This is a genomic window from Armatimonadota bacterium (assembly GCA_028871815.1).
Classification (GTDB): Bacteria; Armatimonadota; Chthonomonadetes; order Chthonomonadales; family Chthonomonadaceae; genus REEB205.
In genome coordinates this window covers 125,639-144,176 of the sequence record JAGWMJ010000002.1, presented here as the reverse complement: position 1 = coordinate 144,176, position 18,538 = coordinate 125,639, and the positions used below count along the sequence as shown (strand labels likewise).

Here is an 18,538-nt window from a genome sequence, read left to right as displayed (position 1 = left end):
TTACGAAACCGTACCGGGAACGTCGAACTGCGGCGTGGAATTGGTTGCCGGCCGCGGCCGGGCCAGAAGCGCGCGAGCGCCTGCTCCCAGCGACGCAGCCACCAGCGCCGGCGAGAACAGCCACCAACCAATCAGTGGGAAGAATGCCGCCAGGCTCAACACCACGCTGCCACGTACGAGCATGCCGAAATCGGTGCGAGCGCCGGCCATTTCGCCAATGCGAGCTCCCGTGAGCAGGGCGATGCCGGCGAGCCCCACGCAAAGCACGCCGCCAATGGCCAGGAGCAGCGCAAGCCCTGCCAGCTTTGCCAGCGGATTGGGAATTCGAAAGATGATCCAGGCCACGACCAGAACCGCCAGCAACAAAACGCCGGTGCCGATACAGGCAGCTGGAGTGTCGCGCACCGCGGCTTGCGCTCGGCGAGCTGCGCTTGGAGCAAGCAGAGCAACAGCCACCATGAGTCCGCCAGCCGTAAATATCAGGGCCGCCACCAGGGCAACAGCCGCTTGAACCTGGGCAAGTGTCATAGCACGATCTCCCTGCGCCCCACGGGCGCGTGTCGCGGTTCGAATGGTCGGCATCGCTTAAGCCGGCGTGCCGGATACCTGCACTACCATCCTGCGTGGCAGTTGGTTTCGGTCGCCCGCATGTGAATTAAGCCACATCCGCCATTGACGGCACTTTGTGCCATGCTGGATCGTACACTAGTTTGACTTCGAGATATTCAGCATCGAAGTAATTGAGCGGGAGCCGCCAACGATGTCGGAGGAGCTACCAACAGACGATCGAGAGACAGGTCGCGCCCTGCATCTCTGGGTGGTCCTCGCTCGTGCCCACCGGGCCGTCTCGGAGCGCGCGAGGAGAGACATTCTGAGCCGCGGCATGAGCCTGACGGAGTTCGGTGTGCTGGAGATGCTTTACCACCGTGGTCCAACACCGCTTCACGATATCGCCCGGCGCCTCTTGATGGCCACGGGCAGCGTGACATACGTTGTGGATGCCCTGGTACGCGAAGGCACGGTCGTTCGCGAGCCGTGTCCCAAGGATCGCCGTGTGCAGTATGCCGTACTCACCGAGGCAGGACGGGCACGACTGGATGCGGTATTCCCCGGGCACGCCGCGGTGATCGCCGAAGCTCTGGGCGGCTTGAACGCCGAGGAACAGGACCAGGCCGCATCACTGCTGCGCAAGCTGGGTCTGTGGGCCGCCGAAGGCCACGGAGACGAGCCATGAACTCAGATCGAACAAGTGACGGCAAGCGGACCGATGTCGCTTTGCTGCTCATACGACTTGGTGCAGCCGCGGCGTTTCTCTACCACGGTTCCGGAATCCTGTTCAATGCGTTTGACGGACCCGGCATCGCAGGATTCGCGCAGTTCATGCATCAGCCGCCGGCGGTCGCGGCACTTGTGGGAATCGCGGAGTTCGCAGGCGGCGTCGCAATGCTGACCGGCATTCTGGCAAGGCCAGGCGCGGCCGGCATTCTGCTGGTGATGCTGGGCGCGATCGCGACGGTGCACTGGCCGAAGTTTGACATCGCCCATGGCGGCATGGAGTACGCGCTGACCCAGGCGCTGGTAGCCTCGGCGATCCTGGTGGCCGGGCCGGGCTCGTACCGGATTCCGGTTGAGCAATGGATGCGACGCAAGCGCAGTGTGTAGGCGCAAGTTTGAGGATATCGGTCGGCCCTGCCGGCCGCTTAGAGCACACAGAAAGGAATGAGAGAGATGGATCCTGTTCGAGTATTGATTGCATTCTATTCGCGCAATGGCAACACTGCACAGCTGGCCGAAGCTGTTGCCGAGGGAGCGCGGTCCGAAGGCGCCACGGTGCTGCTTCGGCGAGTAGACGAGTTCCTGGGAGATGCCGTTATCGCCGGCGTACCCGGTTGGGCCGAGAACCGGGCACGGCTGAAGGAGAGTTACCCTGCGCCCACCGCGGCGGATGCGGAGGCAGCGGACGCTATCGTCTTCGGCACGCCGACGCGGTTCGGTAACGCTTCCGCAGAGCTGAAGTCTTACATCGATTCGCTTGGCGGACTCTGGGCCAAAGGCGCGCTGAGTGGCAAGGTTGGCAGCGCTTTTGTCTCCACCTCCTCGCTCCACGGCGGCAACGAGACCACCATCCTTACGCTCTATGTACCGATGGCGCACTTCGGCATGATTATCGTTCCTCCCGGCTACGACGTCCAGGAGACCTTCCAGGCAGGCTCGCCATATGGTGCGACGTCGGTTTCCGCGAACGCCGATCGCCCGCCGACGGAGGGCGACCTGGCTGTAGCACGCCATCAGGGCGCCAAAGTTGCCAGGGTTGCTAAAGCCCTGAAGGCGTCATAACTATAACGGATCCCTTCGGGTCACTTTGTGTGGCGCGAGACTTCAAGATGCCCGGGTTGACGGTGGATGCTCCCCCGTCAACCCGGGCGTTTTTGCGCGCGGCGCCACTGCCTGCGGCAGTCATTTGGGCTCCGGGGCCGACAGTCGACGACCACCTGTATACGGAAGCGCGCGCCGGGAGCATCCAGGCCATAGGCAGCAGCGGCGTCTCCTGAAGCGACTCGCGCTTTCGTCCGGCGCCGACGCCCGGTCAGATAATGCGAAGGATCCTGAAACACTCGGATTAATCGCTTCCGCGGTCCCGAGGCTTCCGCCGGCGCTGGAGTACAATGCTTGAGAAGGGGGACTCTTTCATGCGACTGCAACGAGTCATCGGTTCTGTCGGCCTTTCCGCGTCAGTTCTCACAGCCACTTGCGCTGCGGCAGCAGGCAGCGACAGGGCGCAGATTGCGGCGCTTCTCGGCCGCTTGAAGGGCACGATCATGAATAAGAATGCCGCTGCATTCCGAAAGCTGGAAACGCCGGACTTTCACTCGATTGCCGAGGGCAAATCGGAGACCGGCGCCGAACTGGAGTCCACAATGCGATCCGGCTATCAACGGATCGGCAAAATGAGGTCGGTCACGGTCCAGCAATCCGGCCTCAAGCTCAAAGGTAAAGCTGCCACGGAGGAGATGGTTGTCGTATTCGTTGCGGAGCTGCCCAGCCCAGCGCCGCACCAGAAAGGCGCGACGAAAGCCGCGCAAAAGCTTTTCAAATTGAAAACCACCTACCATGCCGAACTGGCCAAGACTGGTGGCGTTTGGAAGTTTCGGCTGCTGAAGGTTGCCAACTCGCGGATGAATGTGAACGGGACTGAGGTTCACTTCGGCGGCGGCTAGCGCGCGGCATTTCAGTCGCGGAAGGCCATAACTGGCCGTACCGTTAAGCCTCCGCGCGGACCGACTGATCATGGAACCATCCGTCCCAACCACCACACCCCGTCAGGCAGAGCTCCAGGCAGCGCTGGAGGCGCTCAGCAGTAACCGTAAGGAAGTGCGCGCACCGGCCAACCTGGTGGTGGAGTCGCTGGGACCGGACGACGTCGAGGCCGTTCTGGCAATTATTGGAGACCGGCGGACGCGGCGCAAGCAGTTCCGCCGCGCCATCCAGGAGCGTATTCTCAATGCCCTCCCCCTCATTGCCTTGCTCCTGTTGGTGAGCCGCATCAGCCATCTACGCATGTACACTGGCCTTCCGATAGTCGTGCCAACTTTGGTCATCGGCGCTGCCGTCGTCGGAGTATTCGGGAGCTTGCTCGTGCCGACGTACGGCGAGCGCCTTATGCTGCGCGTCCTGGGCGCATCCCGTGATCGACGAATCGTGGGACCGATGGCGGATGCGCTTCGGCATAAAGACAAGGAGTGCACCGCGTTGGCACACCATTCGCTCGTTTCCCTGCTGCCAACGCTTCGCAACTCCGACCGAGCAATGCTGAATGCCGCCCAACGCGCCTTGTTGAACAATCAGCTTTCGACCACCGCGCGGCAACACCCGGATCTTGCACTGGCGATTCTGGCGGCATGGTCGCAAATTGGCGATGAAACGTGCATCCCGGCGGTGGAGAAGCTGGCTGGCGCCGGGCCCCGGGAGAGGATTCCGCGGCAGGTAGTCGCGCGCGCTCAAGATATCCTACCGCTGCTTCGGGTTGCCGCCAGGAACAGGAACGCCCCGAACGAACTGCTCCGGTCGGCAGGCGCCACGACCGGTAACGGCGCCACGATGCTCCGCGCTTCGCCGGCGCCGAGCGCCGAAAATGAGCTGTTGCTGCCGGCCACCGCGGATGCGCCGAACCCCGCACAAACCCCGGCATGACATCTGCATCCGCGCAGCGGTTTGGCACGTCCGCGCTTACCCGATCAGGTTTCCTCTCTGCCGGTACCGTCGACCGCTCGCCGCGACTCTACCCCGCCGCCATCATCCAGGCAGCTGTGGGCAGAGGCATGCCGGGCCACGTTGTCCCATGCTCGGGTGGTAACAACCCGGATGCGGTATAGGTCACACTTAAGACTCTTTAAGACAATTGGGCAGAACAATCTCTGCACCGCGTCGTCTGTGAGTGCATACAGAGCTCGCCGGCAACAGCCGAAATGGACCGACGGACAGGGATTTCGGCAGGCGGGTGTCACGAAGCGGACGGAGCATCGTAGGTTCTATGGAAGTACCTGCAACTGCCCGGGCTTTGTGAGCAGGAGGCATCTGTTAAAGCGATGCGTAACTCCGCGATAAGAGAACAGGTTTTAGGTGAAACAGTCAACCGTGAAGCGGTTGGCGTTGCCGAGGCAGTACCCGACCCCGTAACTGCGGCTGAGGTTCTGCTGCGCAGGTATGCAGCCCGCGCCATTGGCGTAATCAGCGGCCCGCGAACGATGCCCGATGGGCGCACCGTCGTTTCACGGATCAGCGCGAACGACTGCTACGCGGCCCTTGAGGAGTCGCTCCGTAAGATGGCGCGCGTCGCCGTCCGCAACTATGCCAAATCGCCCGCTGCCGCCGGCAAGCCGTTCGACCAGGCGGTAGACAGCCTCTTCCCCGACCCCGTTGCGTACCTGGTGCGGTGCATCTACTCCGTGATTCGCGATGCAGAGCGACTGGAGCGACGGGTTCCGGCCACAGTTTCGCTGGATGCGCCACTGGGGCGTGATTCCGGCGGTGGAGAAACGGGCCTGAGCCTGGCCGATGCGCTGGCGGACCAATCGCCCGAGAGCCGGCCGGAAGATATGGTGATCGATCAGGATGAGCGCGAAGCCTTCCGCCGGGCCTTCCGCGCCGCATTGGCCAAGATCCCCGCGAACTATCTGGCCGCCATACAGAGGGATATCGCGCGCGAGCGGAGTCGTGAGAATAACCAGCGGGTTGAGCCCGAAACGGATCGCGAGCGGCAAACCGTTTGCCGCGCACGGGCCGCCCTCGCGACGCTGATCACACGCGAATGCGGACCGGATAACATCTACATTCAGATATTGGCCCGGCAGAGGACTGGCCGCGTGCGACAACGATCCTCCAAATCGGCGATGTCACTCTCTGCAGCGCAGCAGAGCGACCTTATGTCACGGCTTCTGACGAGCTCGTGGCGTGAACGAGCTGCCGCCGCCGGTCATCCGGAGGGCAACGTGGATGAGGCCGTTGTGAACGAGCTCTCCCTGCCGGGACCCGCCGCTCCGCCATCGCCCGAAATGCGCGAAGCAATGCGCGTGATGGATACCTATACGTTGGGCGATAACCCATGTGCCCGGGATCCGGAGGCACAGGCGTTGTATGAGCAGGCTCAGGCGGCGCGGCGCGCCGGGAACCTGGAAGCGGCTGCGAAGCTGTACCGGCAGGCGTGGCAAAAAGAGCCCGAGTTTGTGGCAGCGTACAACGAGGTTGGCGTAATGCTGAGCCAGATGGGCAACCTGCGTGATGCACTCAACGTCTACCTGGAGATCGTTGACAGTTCAAATTCCGGTGATCACCGGTTGATAGCGGCCACCAACGCGGCCGACATCTACCTGACGTGGTACGACGCGGGCCGGAACCGCGAGGCGAACCTGCAACAAGCGGCGTGGTATGCACGATTGGCGATGGAAACGCCGACTCCGATGCGCGCTTGCAATCTGATCTTGGCATACGTAAAGGATCACTACTACCGCGAGGCACGCGACGTGATGGATGTGGTGTTGCAAAACAACACGCCGGAATGCCGGGCCGAGCGATTTTTGCAGACACTTTTCCAAATTCGCGACGCCGACCTGGTGAGATGGCTGGGCTGGCTGCAGGGCGAACTCGGAGAACTGGAGACAGAACGATGAATCGATTCACTTCGCTACGACGCCGATTGACACTGGTCGCGGTTTCCCTGGGGCTCACCGCGCTGATGGTGTTTGCCGCCGGTCAGCCTTCGCGGGCCGCGGTGCCGCCAAACCACAACGCCATAATCGGCGCTGCATGCGTCAGCTCGCTGGTTTGTGATGACGGCCAGGAAACACACGGCAAAGGCAAGTAGCCACCGCTGCGTCGCATGTGTGCTTCGAGCCGGAACCGTGCGGGAGCGGCCATGAGCGCCTGGCAGGCGCGGCGGACGGCACACGCGACGGATCCGGTGCTGCTGTTTCGGCCGTACATGGTTGCTGCCGTTGACCGGCACGGTGTCGCGGCTGGAGCGCCGTTTGAACCTCGCTCCAGCACATTGAGTCGAGCCGCTTGAGCTTTGTCGGCGCGTCAAACGGGCGAAGTCGCCCGTGCAATGCAGCAGTTGTAGTATCTCGCGACCGGCCTTTATTCCAGGTGCGCGAATGACTTATCTTTGCGTTTGTCCGTAACCTGCGGACCGCGTTGACATTGACCCGGACGCCGGGCCCTGGAATCCCGTTGGCAACGCGTTTACGCCGGCGTTCCCGTGCACTTTCCGTTTTGCCAGTTCAAGCAGTGGTATCCCGATGTTTTGGCGAATCTGCATGCGATCGCCAGATGCAGCCAACAGCCGAGCCGCGCGGAACCGTCGGATGATCTCAATAGAGTCGGCTGGCGGCCATCGGCAACGCCTGAGCGCGGGAGAGAGTTGCGATGAACGTTCGAATTGCATTCATTGACCACCATTTGCACAACTGGCATGCCGACACGTTCCTGAAGCAGATGCGGAGCGGTACCGCGGGATCCGGCGGTGAGGTAGCGGCTGCCTGGGAGATCGACTCCGGTGACGGCGACTGGTGCCGCGACAACGAGGTGCCGCGCGCGTCGTCTATCGAGGAAGCGGTATCGATGGCGGATGCCGTGATGTGCCTTGCGCCCGACAATATTGAAGACCACGCGCGGTTATGCCGCCAGATCGCGCCGTTCGGAAAGCCGATGTTTGTTGACAAGTACCTGGCGCCAACGCTGGCCGAAGCGCGTGAGATCGTCGAGCTGGCACAGCAGAATGGCGCGCCGCTTCTATGCTCCTCGGCGCTGCGCTATGCAGCCGAACTGACGGAGGCGCTGGAGTTAGCGGATGGCCCGCCGGATGAGATGTTCGTGCGTGGTATGGGCAAGTGGCAAGGCTATGGCATCCACTCCGTATCGCCAATCGTGCGCGGGATGGGCGGCGGCGCCATGCGCCTGGCCGACACCGGCACGCCGGAGAGCCGGTTGATTGCGCTGGATTACGGTGGCCGCCGGGCGACGATTGAAGTACATGATTGCGAGAACGGATACGAGCTCTTCTCATGGCAGTTTGGCATCCGCCGTGGCCGCCAGTTCAGAACCGGCGAAGTGCGCAAGTACGACGCCTTCTATGCCAATCAACTCGAGGCAGTGGTGCGATTCTTCCAGACTCACGAGCCGGATATGCCGGTTGTCGACGCGTTAGCGGTAGTTGCCATTCTTGAGGCGGCCGACCAATCACAGAGCAAAGACGGCGCCTGGGTGAAGCTCGCGACCGGAGCCGACCTTTGACCGGACGCGGTTGGCAATGTTGGCACTCCGTCGCCGTCGGCACGCTGTTGGCCTCAAGCGCAGCAGCAGCTCAAACGCCTCGTATCGTCACCGCTTCACCTTGGCCGGCCAAACTGGGATCCCAGCGCGCCATTGTCCACGTCAGCAATACGGCAGCCGCGGTTCGCGTCCGCCTCATGTGGCGGAGACGCGACCACGATACTGCGGCCAAAGCCGTTCTGGTGACGCCCCTGGGTGGCGGCCAACCCATTCAGAATGAAGTCCGGATCCAGGGTGACCGATTTGAGGCGGAAGTGGTATTTCAGCCGACTGCGGGTCCCGGCGACTATGCTATCTACTACCTGCAGCATAACGTATGGCTGAACTATGGCGGATATAGCGGTGGGTACACGCAACCCACGAATCGCGCGGACGCCTCGTGGCTGGTGAAATCCGGCCTGGATGCACACGGATTAACGACCGGCATGTGGCGGGATCTGCCGGCCGCGACGGTGGTGCGGTTTGAGTCGCGCTCGGCATTCGACAACGACGCGCCGATGGAGGTATGCGCCACACCGCAGGAGACGGCGGCGTTCATTGCCCGCAATCCGGAAAGTTACTTTCTCTTTGGTGAAGACGCGGCACATCCGATCTGGATGCGCAACAACGTGCCGCTGCGATGGATCGGGAAGCGGCCGAACGAAACGCTGAATCTGCGCGGCCTCGCGCAAAACCAGTATGCCACCTACCAGCTTGGCGTTTGGGCAAGTCGTGGTGCTCTCTCCAACATCCGAGCGGTCTGCAGTGCGATGCGCGGACCCTCCGGCCGCGCGATTCCGGCTGCAGACATCACCTGTTTCAATCTCGGCGGTGTTGGCCCGAACGGCAGCCGGTTCACCAAGCGCGTAGATGTGCCGGCAGGGCACATACAGCCGCTCTGGTTTGGCGTGTCGGTACCCAGCCGTTGTAGGCCCGGCGACTATTCCGGCACGGTGACCATCAAGCCGTCGAACGCGCCGGCGCAGACTATCCACGTTGTTTTCGGCATAACCCGGCGCACGCTTGCCGATCGCGGTGATGGTGAGCACTCGTCAGCTGCCTTCTCGCGCGCTCGCTGGTTGAACTCCCGCGTGGGTGAGCGGGAAGTGATCACTCCGCCGTACGTACCGCTGCGATTGAGAGGCAACACGATTGAGTGCTTAGGTCGTTCGATGACGCTGGGCCCCGACGGCATACCGGCCCAGATTCGCGCATTCGGCCACCCCGTCCTTGCCGGTCCCTTGCAGTTGAACCTCTCGGGCCTGGGAGGCGCCTCGCAGTCTGGCGCGCTCCGGTTTACGCGTGTTACGCCCGCCCGTGTCGAGTGGCAGAGCCGCGCCGTACGCGGTAACGTCGTCATCCTGTGCCGGGGTTGGGAGGAGTTCGACGGCTACTCCCACTTCGCCGTGACGCTTCTGGCGCGCCAGGCAGCGCCCCTGAAAGACGTTCAACTGTTGATGCCGGTAAGGCGCGCTGAGGCGCGGTACTTCATGGGAATCGGGCTGGCTGGTGGATTCCGGCCAAGCCACTGGTTATGGCAGTGGACCGGTCCCTACAGCAGCTTCTGGATCGGTTCAGCCCGAGCCGGATTCCACTTCCGCTTTCTTGGCGCGAGCTACTCCGGCCCGCTGCTCAACCTGTACCATCCCGCGCCGCCGCCCGCGTGGTTCAATGGCGGCGCTGGTGGCTGTAGTATTGGTGAACCAAACCCACGCGAAGCGCTGGTGGATGCCTTCACCGGTCGTCGCATTCTCAAGCCCGGAGCGCCGGTGACCTTGAAGTTTGCCATATTGCCCACGCCGGTTAAGCCGCTGAACACGCGTCAACACTTTACAGAGCGATATTTCCACAGCGGGGGCAGTCCGGCGCCCGATCCGGCAGCCGTCGCTGCCGGAGTCAACATTATCAACGTGCATCAGGGCAACCTGGTGAATCCGTATATCAACTACCCGATGGGCGCCACCGGGCGCATTCGCACGTTTGCCCACCGGTGGCACGCTGCCGGGATGAAGGTGAAGATCTACGACACGGTCCGGGAACTGAGCAACCATGCGCTGGAGATGCCGCTGCTCAGAAGCCTTGGCAGCGAGATACTCTACGATGGTGGAGGCGGCGGCTACACATGGCTCCGCGAGCATCTTCGCACACACTATCAGCCGGCATGGTATACACCGCTACCGGATGGCCAGATCGACGCTGCGGTTCAGGTAAGCGGAGAGTCGCGCTGGTACAACTACTACGTAGCCGGCGCCGCCTGGATGGCTCGCAGCACACACATCGACGGTCTGTACCTCGACGATGTTGCCTACAACCGCTCGATCATCCAGAGGCTGCGGCGAGCGCTGGACGCCGCGCGCCCCGGCAGCCTCATCGATCTGCACTCCGACACGCTCTTCTCCATCGGTCCGGCTAACCAGTACACGGAGTATTTTCCGTACATAGACCGGACCTGGTTCGGCGAGGGCTTCGATTACAACCATATGTCGCCCGATCAGTGGCTGGTGCAGTGCTCCGGCATTCCGTTTGGCCTGATGGGCGACATGCTCCAGGGCGGCGGTAACCGCTGGCTCGGCATGGTGTACGGTATGACGCTGCGCTTGCCGTGGGTAAGCGGCTCGAACCACGCTGATCCGCGACCGATCTGGAAGGAGTGGGACAAGTTCGGCATTGCCGGAGCGCGGATGATCGGCTACTGGCAGCCGCAGTGTCCCGTCCGAACGGACACGCCCAACGTCCTGGCCACCGTTTACCGCAGGAAGCGCTCCGTGATGATTGCGATAGGGAGCTGGGCAAAGACCAACGTGGAGGTCCACTTGAAGATAGATTGGCGGCAACTGGGATTCCGCAGCAGCGACGTCACGCTCACGGCGCCGGCGATAGAGCACTTTCAGCCGGCAGCAACATTCGCGCCGGACGCAGCGATACCCGTTGCACCGCTCCGCGGGATGCTGCTGGTGATGTCACCGAAGTCCGCTGGGCAAGCGCGATGATCAGTCGTAGAGCATTGCTTGCCGGCACGGCATCCACTCTTCTGGCGGCCCGCGCACCGGAGTTGCCCTGGCCTGCCGGTCCGGATCCGGCATCGGATCTGCATCTAACCGGTCCGATCGACCGTTGGGACGAGGCGCTCCCGCTCGGCAACGGACTGCTCGGCTGTCTGGTGTGGGGTTCCGGTAATCGCATCCGTCTCTCTTTGGATATTGCCGGATTGTGGGACTTGAGAATGCCTCCTGAGACGGAGGATCCGGACTTCAATTGGCCAGCAATGCAAGAGTTTGTAGCGACGAAGAACGTTGGACGCATTGAACAGCTCTTCGATACTCCTTACTCGAAGTATGCTTTCCCGACCAAGATTCCCGCGGGCCGGCTGGAGATGACGCTTGGTGACGACGCGTCTGCCAGCCTCTTCTCTCTGCCAATGGCGAAACCCGTCGCACACGTGAACTGCGGAGTGCAGTCGGTGGACTGCATGGTGCTGCCCAACAGGCCGGTTGCCGTTGTGCGCATTGCCGGCGCGCTTCGCACGCTGGACCTTGTGGTGCCGCCCGCGCTGAAACAGTTGGACTACGAGCCTGCCACGCACGGCGCAGACTCCGACAGCGTGTGGTTCACGCAGCGGAGTTCCGCCACTCTCAGCTGGTGCATCCTGGCTAAGCGGACCACATGGGAGCGTGGTGCAGCCGGGATGGCCATTGCAGCGGTAACCGCCGCCGGCGCCGATCTGGCGCTGGCCGGCGCCCGCCGACTCGCGGACGACGCCGCCCATGCCAGCTTTGTGAGCCTCACGGCTGAGCACAACCGATGGTGGAAGCAGTTTTGGGCTGGTTCATCGGTAAGAACGCCGGAACCGGCGATTCAGCGGCAATACGATTTCGTGAAGTACCTCTACGGCGCCGGCGCCAGGAGTGAGCAGGCGCCATTGCCGCTTCAGGGCGTGTGGACCGCCGATGATGGCGGGCTTCCGCCGTGGAAGGGCGACTACCACAACGACCTGAACACGCAGATGACATACCTTGCCTGGCATGTCGCCCGCGTGAACGACTCGGGAAGCGGCTGGCTGGAGTTTAACCAGAGGCTTCTGCCTGAGTACCGGCGGTTCGCAAAGGAGTTCTACCGGGCGCCGGGCGCAGTAATTCCTGGGGTGATGACGCTGGACGGCAAGCCACTCGGCGGCTGGCCGCAGTACTCGTATTCGCCAACCATGGGCGCCTGGATCGCTCAGTCATTCATTCGTGACTGGCGAATCCGGCGCGATGCGAAGGCGCTCCGCGAAACCCACTATCCGTTCTGCCGTGAAATCGGTGATGCCCTTTTGCATCTCCTGCGTCCAGCCGGCGATGGCACTCTGAGGCTGCCGCTCTCGTCCTCCCCGGAGATCTACGACAACAGCCTGAAGGCGTGGCTGCCGCCAAACAGCAACTTTGACACAGCGCTGATCGCCAATCTGTTTGTGGCGCTTGCCGAGATGGCTGCGGCGTTGAAGATCCCCGGCGAGGCCGAGCGTTGGCGGCATTCGGCGCGCAGCCTGCCACCGCTCTCTGTGGATCCGGCCACCGGGGCTCTTGCCCTGGCCAGAAATGTGCCGTTCTTTGAGTCGCACCGTCACTTTTCCCATGCCATGGCCATTCACCCGCTCGGCCTGGTCTCGGTGGAAGGATCGGAAGCTGAGCGCGGCATGATCGCCGCCACGCTGAAGCAGCTGGAGGCTTTGGGCACATCAGCGTGGTGCGGATACAGCTTTTCGTGGTTTGCGTGCATGCTGGCACGGTGCGCGGAAGGCGAGACGGCGGTCCGGTATCTGCGTGACTATGTGAAGGCATTCATCCTTAGAAACGGGTTCCATGCAAATGGCGATCAAACGCACTCGGGCCTGAGCGGCTTCACTTATAGCCCGGTGACGCTCGAAGGAAACTTTCTGGCGATGGAAGCCGTTCACGAGATGCTCTTTCAAAGCTGGGGCGGTGTGATGCGCATCTTTCCGGCTGTGCCGGCCGCCTGGGCGAACGCCGGCTTCGCCGGGCTGGCAGCGGAAAACGGCTGTGTCGTCTCTGCCCATAGGCAGGCAGGACGGACAGTGCGGGTGCACGTAGCCGCGACTGTGAGCGGCGCCTACCGAATGCGCGACCCGTTCGGCGGAGCGACGCCGACATGGAGCGGTGTACAGCCGGCGCGAGATGGGCAGGAGTTTCGATTCACGCTGAAGAAGGGTGGTTCGATTGACGGCCGCCTGGCCACATAGAGGTGATGAGCATGCTCACGTCGGAACAGCTTGCGTTTTACCAGGAGAATGGCTACGTTCTGGTTCCCTTGTTATCGCGCGAAGAAGCCACGCACCTGCGCGATGAAAGCCACCAATTAGCGGAGCGCCTACGCACCATATCCAACATCGACGCCACCTGGGGAAGCGCCAGTGAAGCGGTAGCCACCGCGGAGAAAACCGTTATCTACCACTGCCACAACGTGCAGTTCTACAGCGCCGCGTTCACGAGGCTGCTTGTGAATGACCGTCTGACATCGGCGGCCGCGGAGATCATTGGATCGCCAAACGTGCAACTGCATCACACCAAGATGTTTATAAAGCCGCCGGAAAAGGGATCGCCGTTTCCGATGCACCAGGATTATCCCTACTTCCCACACGACAACAACACGATGATTGCGGCGATCGTCCATTTCGACGACGCACCGGAAGAGAAGGGCTGCGTGCGCGTAGTACCCGGCAGCCACAAGCTGGGTCCACTGGAACATAACCCGAATGGCGGATGGCATCTTCCGATAGATGAGTACCCGGTGGCAAAAGCGACGCCTTGTGAGGCCAGGGCCGGCGAGGCGCTCTTTTTCAGCTATCTCACGATCCACGGGTCCGGTGTCAACACAAGTTCGGAGGCGCGCACCACCGTGCTGATCCAGATGCGCGACCCATCCGACCCGCCAACCGTGGAGACGCACGTCTCGCGTGGCCAGGGCATGATGCTGCGCGGCATCGATCCATTGGCCAAGGCTCGCGGCGTGGAGTGACAGCGCCGCTGCCCGTTTCCAGGAGGCGCGGTGCGGTATAGCGGCGAACCGACGGGCGCCACGCTTGCGGCATCCCGACGCCGATTTCAGCAGAGCCGCAGTGTCACTTAATGTGCATCTCGCCGGCCGGAGGAGTACGCAGGATGAGAACATCAGGTTGGCTGGCGAGCACTATCGCCCTATGCGCGCTCGGCTTGACGCCGCTTTGCGCCAGCGGCCAGATCTCGCAGGCGTGGCATCAGCACGTTAACGGCACTGCCAACGGACCCGATTCGGGCGTCGCAGTGGCTACTGACTCGATTGGTAGTGCTTACATAGCCATCGCGTCCGAAGGAGTTGGCACACGGCTGGATATTGTAACCATCAAATACAACCTGCTTGGGTCTCGCGTGTGGACGCGGCGGTTTGACGGCGCCGGTCACGGTGATGACGTACCTAGCGCGATCACGGTGGATGGCGCCGGAAACGTACTGGTGGTCGGCTATACCACAGGTGTCACCGGCCTCAGGCAGATGGTAACGATCAAGTACGACACCGGTGGCAACACACTGTGGACCCGGGTCTTCAATGGAAGCGGCAGCGGAAACAGCGCGGCGACCGCGGTACGCACCGACGCCCTGGGGCGGGTGTACGTCACCGGCATCTCCGATTTCACGACCCCCTCCGGTTCCAGTTCGAGCTCAAAAGTGGCGCTGGTGAAGTATCAGTCCAACGGCATCCAGGCGTGGTCCCAGTTGTATGGTGGCGCGAGCACCGGCGTCAATACCGGGCGTGACCTCGCCATAGACTCTGGCGGTAACGTGTACGCAACCAGCTCGCTCGGCATGCAGGGTGGCGCCACCGCCATTGGCATTGAGGTCTACAACTCCACCGGCCAGTTGGAGGATGCAGTACATTATAGCGATTCATCTCATGCCGAAACGGCAACGCACTCCCTTCTCGTCGGCAATCGCCTGCTTGTACTGGGGAGTTCGCCGCTCAGCAGCGCTTTGCTGAGCTACGGAGTGACTTTCAATTCGACCACCAAAGCGCTTCAACTGCAGCTTCAGTGGATACGCCACAGCAGCAGCCGGCTTACCTCGATTGGTGTTGACGGTAACGGCAACACCTGCGCGACCGGTTCCATCGCCACCACGAGCCATGGAACCGATATCAGCACCATCCAGTGGGACGCATCCGGCAACCAGATGTGGAACGCGCACTGGGATGGCGCGAACCACCTGAACGACGCCGGCTCCGCGCTGGCGGTGGAGGTGGATGGCGCTGTGTTTGTGTGCGGTTACAGCGTTGTGAACTCGGGCGGGAGCTCCAGCGTGGTCACACTTCAATACAACCCCAGCGGCAAACTGGTTTCCCGATCGATTTTCGGAGCCGGCTTGAGCCAGAACACCGTCGGATGCGCCCTATTCCACAACTCCAGGCTGTATGAAGTGGGATCCATCTCCTTCGGGCTTGCCAGCGACCCCGATGCACTGCTGATCGCCGACAACGTTCCGTAGCGCGGCGCGCGCGCCACCACTAGGTATCCGGGGAGTGAGGCGAGCGCGGCCGCTCGAGCCGCCTGGATTCAACCGACCGTTTTGCAGAGTGATCGCCCGGTAGAGCCTTCAGGCAGCCGCGTGCGTTCGTATCAGAATGCGCTCCGGAGTGTTTTCGATTCTCGTCAACCAGTAGTTGGCGTCGTATCGATCGTTACCCGTCAGGAATCGCCACATCTTGATTCGGTTGGCAAATTCCAGCCGGTTATCATTGCCATACCAACCGTGATCGCGGAACAGAATGCCCGGAATCGCGGCGTCATCCAGATCATCGGTATTCCAGAGCAGTAGCTGTCGCACAGTGGGGTTGAGGCGAAGCTTGAACATGGTGCGCAGTTGGTCGGTGTGGTTCGGCTGCGCGCAATGCCACAATCCATGATGTCCGACCAGCACGGTTCCCGCCTTGCACACTACCGGCAGCTGGTTGCGGAAATTCTGGTAACGGCCGATATCCGATTCGTGAATTCGTCGATATTGACTTCCCGGCAAGAACATGGTGCCACCCATTTCACGCGGCGTATCATGCGGAAAGTAGAACAGTTGAATATCGAAATGCAGGCGTGTGTCGATAATCGCGTCGGCGTGCCATACCTGCCCTTCCAGGTGGCCAGGCGCAACTCGATGAGGGCAGTGGTGGTCGTAAAGCGGCTCCGGACCGATGAGGCTTTCGATAATGCCGGATACCTCGGGCAGCCTTATCACCGCGCCGATGCCGCTTGATTCGCGCCACAGGTTCTCAAGCGGTTGGCCCTGGGCTTCGTAGCCGAAATTGATCCGCTTTTCATCCAGTTCAGCCATAACTTCGCGGTTGATCTCGGTTGGCACCAACTCGTCAAACCGCAGGAGGCCGTCGGACACGAAGTTGGCCATCTGGACCGAAGTAAGTAGATGTGGATTTGCCATCGGTTGCTCCCGCTTTTCCGGCCGATCCTGCCGAGGTTAGCCTTGCGCGCTGTTAGAGGTCTCTGCCGTAACCAGCTTTTCCAGGATATGTTCGAAGCGAAGGTAAGAGGTACTCAGTTCCATACCGGGGTAGGCCGGCAGCTGCTGCGGAAACTGGATGACCCGCCAACCGTCACGCATGGCGCCGATCACCGAGTCGTACGGAGGCTTGTCGCTGTCTCCCGTCGTATGGTGAGCCTGGTCCGCGCCATCGTACTCTGCCCACGAGCAGATGCCGCTGTTGAGGTCCGGCGTATTCGAATAGAGGATCAGAATCTGCTGACGAAGTTCTGCCAATTACAACTCGCCTCCGTGCGCCATGGAAGCCGGAAAGTGACTCCGCTCCGACCTGAAATACGATTCGCGATGTCGGCGCCGGCATCCTTCATCATACGGCGTCGAGCGCGGAGGACAGGTCATCGACCAGATCTTCGGGATCTTCGAGACCAACCGAAAGGCGGATGAGTTGGTCGGATACGCCGTGTCTCCGGCGGATTTCTGCCGGAATATCAGCGTGCGACATCTGAGCAGGATAGCTCATAATGCTCTCAACTCCGCCCAGGCTGGCAGCCAGCGCAAACAGATGTACGGACCTCATAACCCGGCGGGCGGCTTCCGCATCGCCAGCGACTTCAAAGGCCACCATTCCACCAAAGCCTCGCATCTGCCTGGCGTACAGCTGCCGTTGCGCCTCGCCGGAGGAGCCCGGATACCAGACGTGGCTCACCCTGGGGTGCGATTCAAGGAAAGCCGCAACGCGCCGTGCGCCGGCCTCGTGAGCCGCCATCCTTAGCGCCAGGGTGCGGACACCTCGCAGCGTAAGCCAGCAATCCCACGGTGACGCGGTCGCTCCCGTCGCGCACTGAATTGTGTTCAATCGCTCGCGAAGCGATGGATCAGCGGCGATTAGCGCCCCGCCAAGCAGGTCACTGTGCCCGCCGATATACTTGGTGGTGGAGTGCATAACCACATCGCACCCGAACTGAAGTGGATTCTGGAGCGCGGGTGTGGCGAAGGTGCTGTCGGTGATCAGCAGGGCGCCGGCGTCGTGGGCAAGATGTGCGACGGCTTCAAGATCGGTGATCATCATCAGCGGGTTGCTGGGACTCTCCGACCACACAATTGAAGTCGGCTCCTTGAGCGCTCCGGCCACCGCGTCCAGGTCGGTGAAGTCGGCCGACGCCACACGAATACCCGCCGGGCGAAGCAGCTTGTCGGCAAGGCTCCAGGTGCCGCCGTAAACGTTGTTCGGCAGCAGGAGGCGATCTCCAGGCTGGAGCAACCGGAGCGCACAATCTGTGGCGGCCATTCCCGTACTGAAGCTAAGAGCCGGACAGTTAGCCGGAGCGCCCTCGAGCGACGCAAGGCAGGTCTCCAACGCACTCCGCGTGGGGTTACCGATCCGGCTATAGGAGAAGCCACCACGGGTTACGCCGGGTTCCGCCAATGCATAGGTACTGGTGACATGAATCGGCGTCGCAAGTCCACCCGTTACCGAGTCCGGCTCCTGACCCACATGAATGGCGCGCGTTGAAAATCGCACTCTCAGCCTCCCGGTGCCCTCGCTGCGGCAACTATACCCGAGGCACAATATATCACCAATATGAACATTTCATGGTCCGAATAGAATATAATCCAGTGGTTGCGCGATGCGATGGGAGCCGGCGCAGCTTCGAGGAAGACGACCACGTTGGAATCCGAGTGGAGCGCTGAAACGGCGCCGGAGTGGCTGGTGCATGCCCTACCCGCCGTTCTGCGGCGGCTGACCGAGGCCGGCGACACCGACAGCACGCTGTTACAACTGCCACTGGCGCAGTTGAGGCTGTGCTGGGCGCTGAACAACTGTAGTTCCGAAGCGCCGACGGTCGGCGAAACGATGGGTCGGCTGAGCGAGCGGATGGGCGTACGGCAGAGCGCGCTGACCCAGGCGGCCGATCGGCTGATAGCCCACGGTCTGGCTGAGCGTCTTGGCGACCCACGCGACCGGCGCGTTGTGCGGCTGCGCTTGACGCGTGCTGGTCAGCAATGGGTGGCGGAGCGGCAGGAGATGCGCCGCGAAGCGGTGCGACGACTGTGGCTGGCGCTGGAGACGGGCGAACGCGCAGCGCTGCTGACGGCGGTGCAAATGCTGACGGCGGCAGCTATGCGAATCGAAGCCGGAGCGCATCCCGTCGATGGCGGCGATTCGGGCGACACCAAACCGTTGTAGAGACCGCGTAACGTGAGGTCGGTTCCAC

The 18,538-nt window shown here is 62.1% G+C and carries 17 protein-coding genes; 13 read left to right on the top strand and 4 right to left on the bottom strand.

All coding sequences use genetic code 11. From position 1 onward, the window contains the following. Entirely contained in the window at nt 1-528 is a 528-nt protein-coding gene (locus KGJ62_03575) for a hypothetical protein (protein MDE2125647.1), read from the bottom strand. 232 nt (nt 529-760) lie between these two features. Between KGJ62_03575 and KGJ62_03570 the strand changes: the two genes are divergently transcribed. From KGJ62_03570 to KGJ62_03515, 12 genes are all read left to right on the top strand, one after another. Continuing rightward, entirely contained in the window at nt 761-1,234 is a 474-nt protein-coding gene (locus KGJ62_03570; protein MDE2125646.1) for a MarR family transcriptional regulator, read from the top strand. After that, a complete protein-coding gene (locus KGJ62_03565; GenBank protein MDE2125645.1) occupies nt 1,231-1,662 on the top strand; it encodes a DoxX family protein in 432 nt (143 codons plus the stop codon). Before KGJ62_03570 ends, KGJ62_03565 begins: the two co-directional genes overlap by 4 nt. Nucleotides 1,663-1,728: 66 nt before the next feature. Next, nucleotides 1,729-2,337: an NAD(P)H:quinone oxidoreductase gene (gene wrbA, locus KGJ62_03560; GenBank protein MDE2125644.1), complete on the top strand. Its 609-nt coding sequence runs from the start codon at nt 1,729-1,731 to the stop codon at nt 2,335-2,337. A gap of 353 nt (nt 2,338-2,690) precedes the next feature. Beyond that, complete coding sequence (locus KGJ62_03555; protein MDE2125643.1) at nt 2,691-3,218, top strand: hypothetical protein; 528 nt, start codon at nt 2,691-2,693, stop codon at nt 3,216-3,218. A 70-nt stretch (nt 3,219-3,288) separates the two neighbouring features. Beyond that, nucleotides 3,289-4,191, top strand: a complete 903-nt coding sequence (locus tag KGJ62_03550; GenBank protein ID MDE2125642.1) for a hypothetical protein — start codon at nt 3,289-3,291, stop codon at nt 4,189-4,191. A 395-nt stretch (nt 4,192-4,586) separates the two neighbouring features. Continuing rightward, complete coding sequence (locus tag KGJ62_03545) at nt 4,587-6,167, top strand: hypothetical protein (GenBank protein ID MDE2125641.1); 1,581 nt, start codon at nt 4,587-4,589, stop codon at nt 6,165-6,167. Further along, nucleotides 6,164-6,361, top strand: a complete 198-nt coding sequence (locus KGJ62_03540; GenBank protein ID MDE2125640.1) for a hypothetical protein — start codon at nt 6,164-6,166, stop codon at nt 6,359-6,361. The genes KGJ62_03545 and KGJ62_03540 overlap by 4 nt, the downstream gene beginning before the upstream one ends. Before the next feature lie 560 nt (nt 6,362-6,921). Then, nucleotides 6,922-7,788 (top strand): Gfo/Idh/MocA family oxidoreductase, encoded by an 867-nt coding sequence (locus KGJ62_03535; GenBank protein MDE2125639.1) that lies wholly within the window; start codon nt 6,922-6,924, stop codon nt 7,786-7,788. Then, entirely contained in the window at nt 7,785-10,796 is a 3,012-nt protein-coding gene (locus KGJ62_03530) for a hypothetical protein (protein ID MDE2125638.1), read from the top strand. The genes KGJ62_03535 and KGJ62_03530 overlap by 4 nt, the downstream gene beginning before the upstream one ends. Next, on the top strand, nt 10,793-13,045 hold the full coding sequence (locus tag KGJ62_03525) for a glycoside hydrolase N-terminal domain-containing protein (protein ID MDE2125637.1): 2,253 nt from the start codon (nt 10,793-10,795) through the stop codon (nt 13,043-13,045). The genes KGJ62_03530 and KGJ62_03525 overlap by 4 nt, the downstream gene beginning before the upstream one ends. Before the next feature lie 11 nt (nt 13,046-13,056). Continuing rightward, nucleotides 13,057-13,821: a phytanoyl-CoA dioxygenase family protein gene (locus KGJ62_03520; protein MDE2125636.1), complete on the top strand. Its 765-nt coding sequence runs from the start codon at nt 13,057-13,059 to the stop codon at nt 13,819-13,821. A gap of 143 nt (nt 13,822-13,964) precedes the next feature. After that, nucleotides 13,965-15,320, top strand: a complete 1,356-nt coding sequence (locus KGJ62_03515; protein MDE2125635.1) for an SBBP repeat-containing protein — start codon at nt 13,965-13,967, stop codon at nt 15,318-15,320. Between the two features lie 108 nt (nt 15,321-15,428). Here the strand turns inward: KGJ62_03515 and KGJ62_03510 are convergent, their stop codons facing one another. The 3 genes from KGJ62_03510 to KGJ62_03500 all read right to left on the bottom strand — a co-directional run bounded on the left by KGJ62_03510 (nt 15,429) and on the right by KGJ62_03500 (nt 17,844). After that, complete coding sequence (locus KGJ62_03510) at nt 15,429-16,262, bottom strand: phytanoyl-CoA dioxygenase family protein (protein MDE2125634.1); 834 nt, start codon at nt 16,260-16,262, stop codon at nt 15,429-15,431. A gap of 36 nt (nt 16,263-16,298) precedes the next feature. Beyond that, entirely contained in the window at nt 16,299-16,598 is a 300-nt protein-coding gene (locus KGJ62_03505) for a hypothetical protein (protein MDE2125633.1), read from the bottom strand. Between the two features lie 91 nt (nt 16,599-16,689). Beyond that, on the bottom strand, nt 16,690-17,844 hold the full coding sequence (locus KGJ62_03500; protein MDE2125632.1) for an aminotransferase class V-fold PLP-dependent enzyme: 1,155 nt from the start codon (nt 17,842-17,844) through the stop codon (nt 16,690-16,692). 147 nt (nt 17,845-17,991) lie between these two features. Here KGJ62_03500 and KGJ62_03495 point away from each other — a divergent pair, with 147 nt between their 5' ends. Then, nucleotides 17,992-18,510, top strand: a complete 519-nt coding sequence (locus tag KGJ62_03495; protein MDE2125631.1) for a MarR family transcriptional regulator — start codon at nt 17,992-17,994, stop codon at nt 18,508-18,510. Nucleotides 18,511-18,538 lie beyond the last annotated feature (28 nt).

What these genes read in the sequence shown, in the direction of transcription:
- KGJ62_03575 (MDE2125647.1), bottom strand. Translation starts at nt 528, where the DNA reads ATGACACTTGCCCAGGTTCAAGCGGCTGTTGCCCTGGTGGCGGCCCTG.
- KGJ62_03570 (MDE2125646.1), top strand. Translation starts at nt 761, where the DNA reads ATGTCGGAGGAGCTACCAACAGACGATCGAGAGACAGGTCGCGCCCTG.
- KGJ62_03565 (MDE2125645.1), top strand. Translation starts at nt 1,231, where the DNA reads ATGAACTCAGATCGAACAAGTGACGGCAAGCGGACCGATGTCGCTTTG.
- wrbA (MDE2125644.1), top strand. Translation starts at nt 1,729, where the DNA reads ATGGATCCTGTTCGAGTATTGATTGCATTCTATTCGCGCAATGGCAAC.
- KGJ62_03555 (MDE2125643.1), top strand. Translation starts at nt 2,691, where the DNA reads ATGCGACTGCAACGAGTCATCGGTTCTGTCGGCCTTTCCGCGTCAGTT.
- KGJ62_03550 (MDE2125642.1), top strand. Translation starts at nt 3,289, where the DNA reads ATGGAACCATCCGTCCCAACCACCACACCCCGTCAGGCAGAGCTCCAG.
- KGJ62_03545 (MDE2125641.1), top strand. Translation starts at nt 4,587, where the DNA reads ATGCGTAACTCCGCGATAAGAGAACAGGTTTTAGGTGAAACAGTCAAC.
- KGJ62_03540 (MDE2125640.1), top strand. Translation starts at nt 6,164, where the DNA reads ATGAATCGATTCACTTCGCTACGACGCCGATTGACACTGGTCGCGGTT.
- KGJ62_03535 (MDE2125639.1), top strand. Translation starts at nt 6,922, where the DNA reads ATGAACGTTCGAATTGCATTCATTGACCACCATTTGCACAACTGGCAT.
- KGJ62_03525 (MDE2125637.1), top strand. Translation starts at nt 10,793, where the DNA reads ATGATCAGTCGTAGAGCATTGCTTGCCGGCACGGCATCCACTCTTCTG.
- KGJ62_03520 (MDE2125636.1), top strand. Translation starts at nt 13,057, where the DNA reads ATGCTCACGTCGGAACAGCTTGCGTTTTACCAGGAGAATGGCTACGTT.
- KGJ62_03515 (MDE2125635.1), top strand. Translation starts at nt 13,965, where the DNA reads ATGAGAACATCAGGTTGGCTGGCGAGCACTATCGCCCTATGCGCGCTC.
- KGJ62_03510 (MDE2125634.1), bottom strand. Translation starts at nt 16,262, where the DNA reads ATGGCAAATCCACATCTACTTACTTCGGTCCAGATGGCCAACTTCGTG.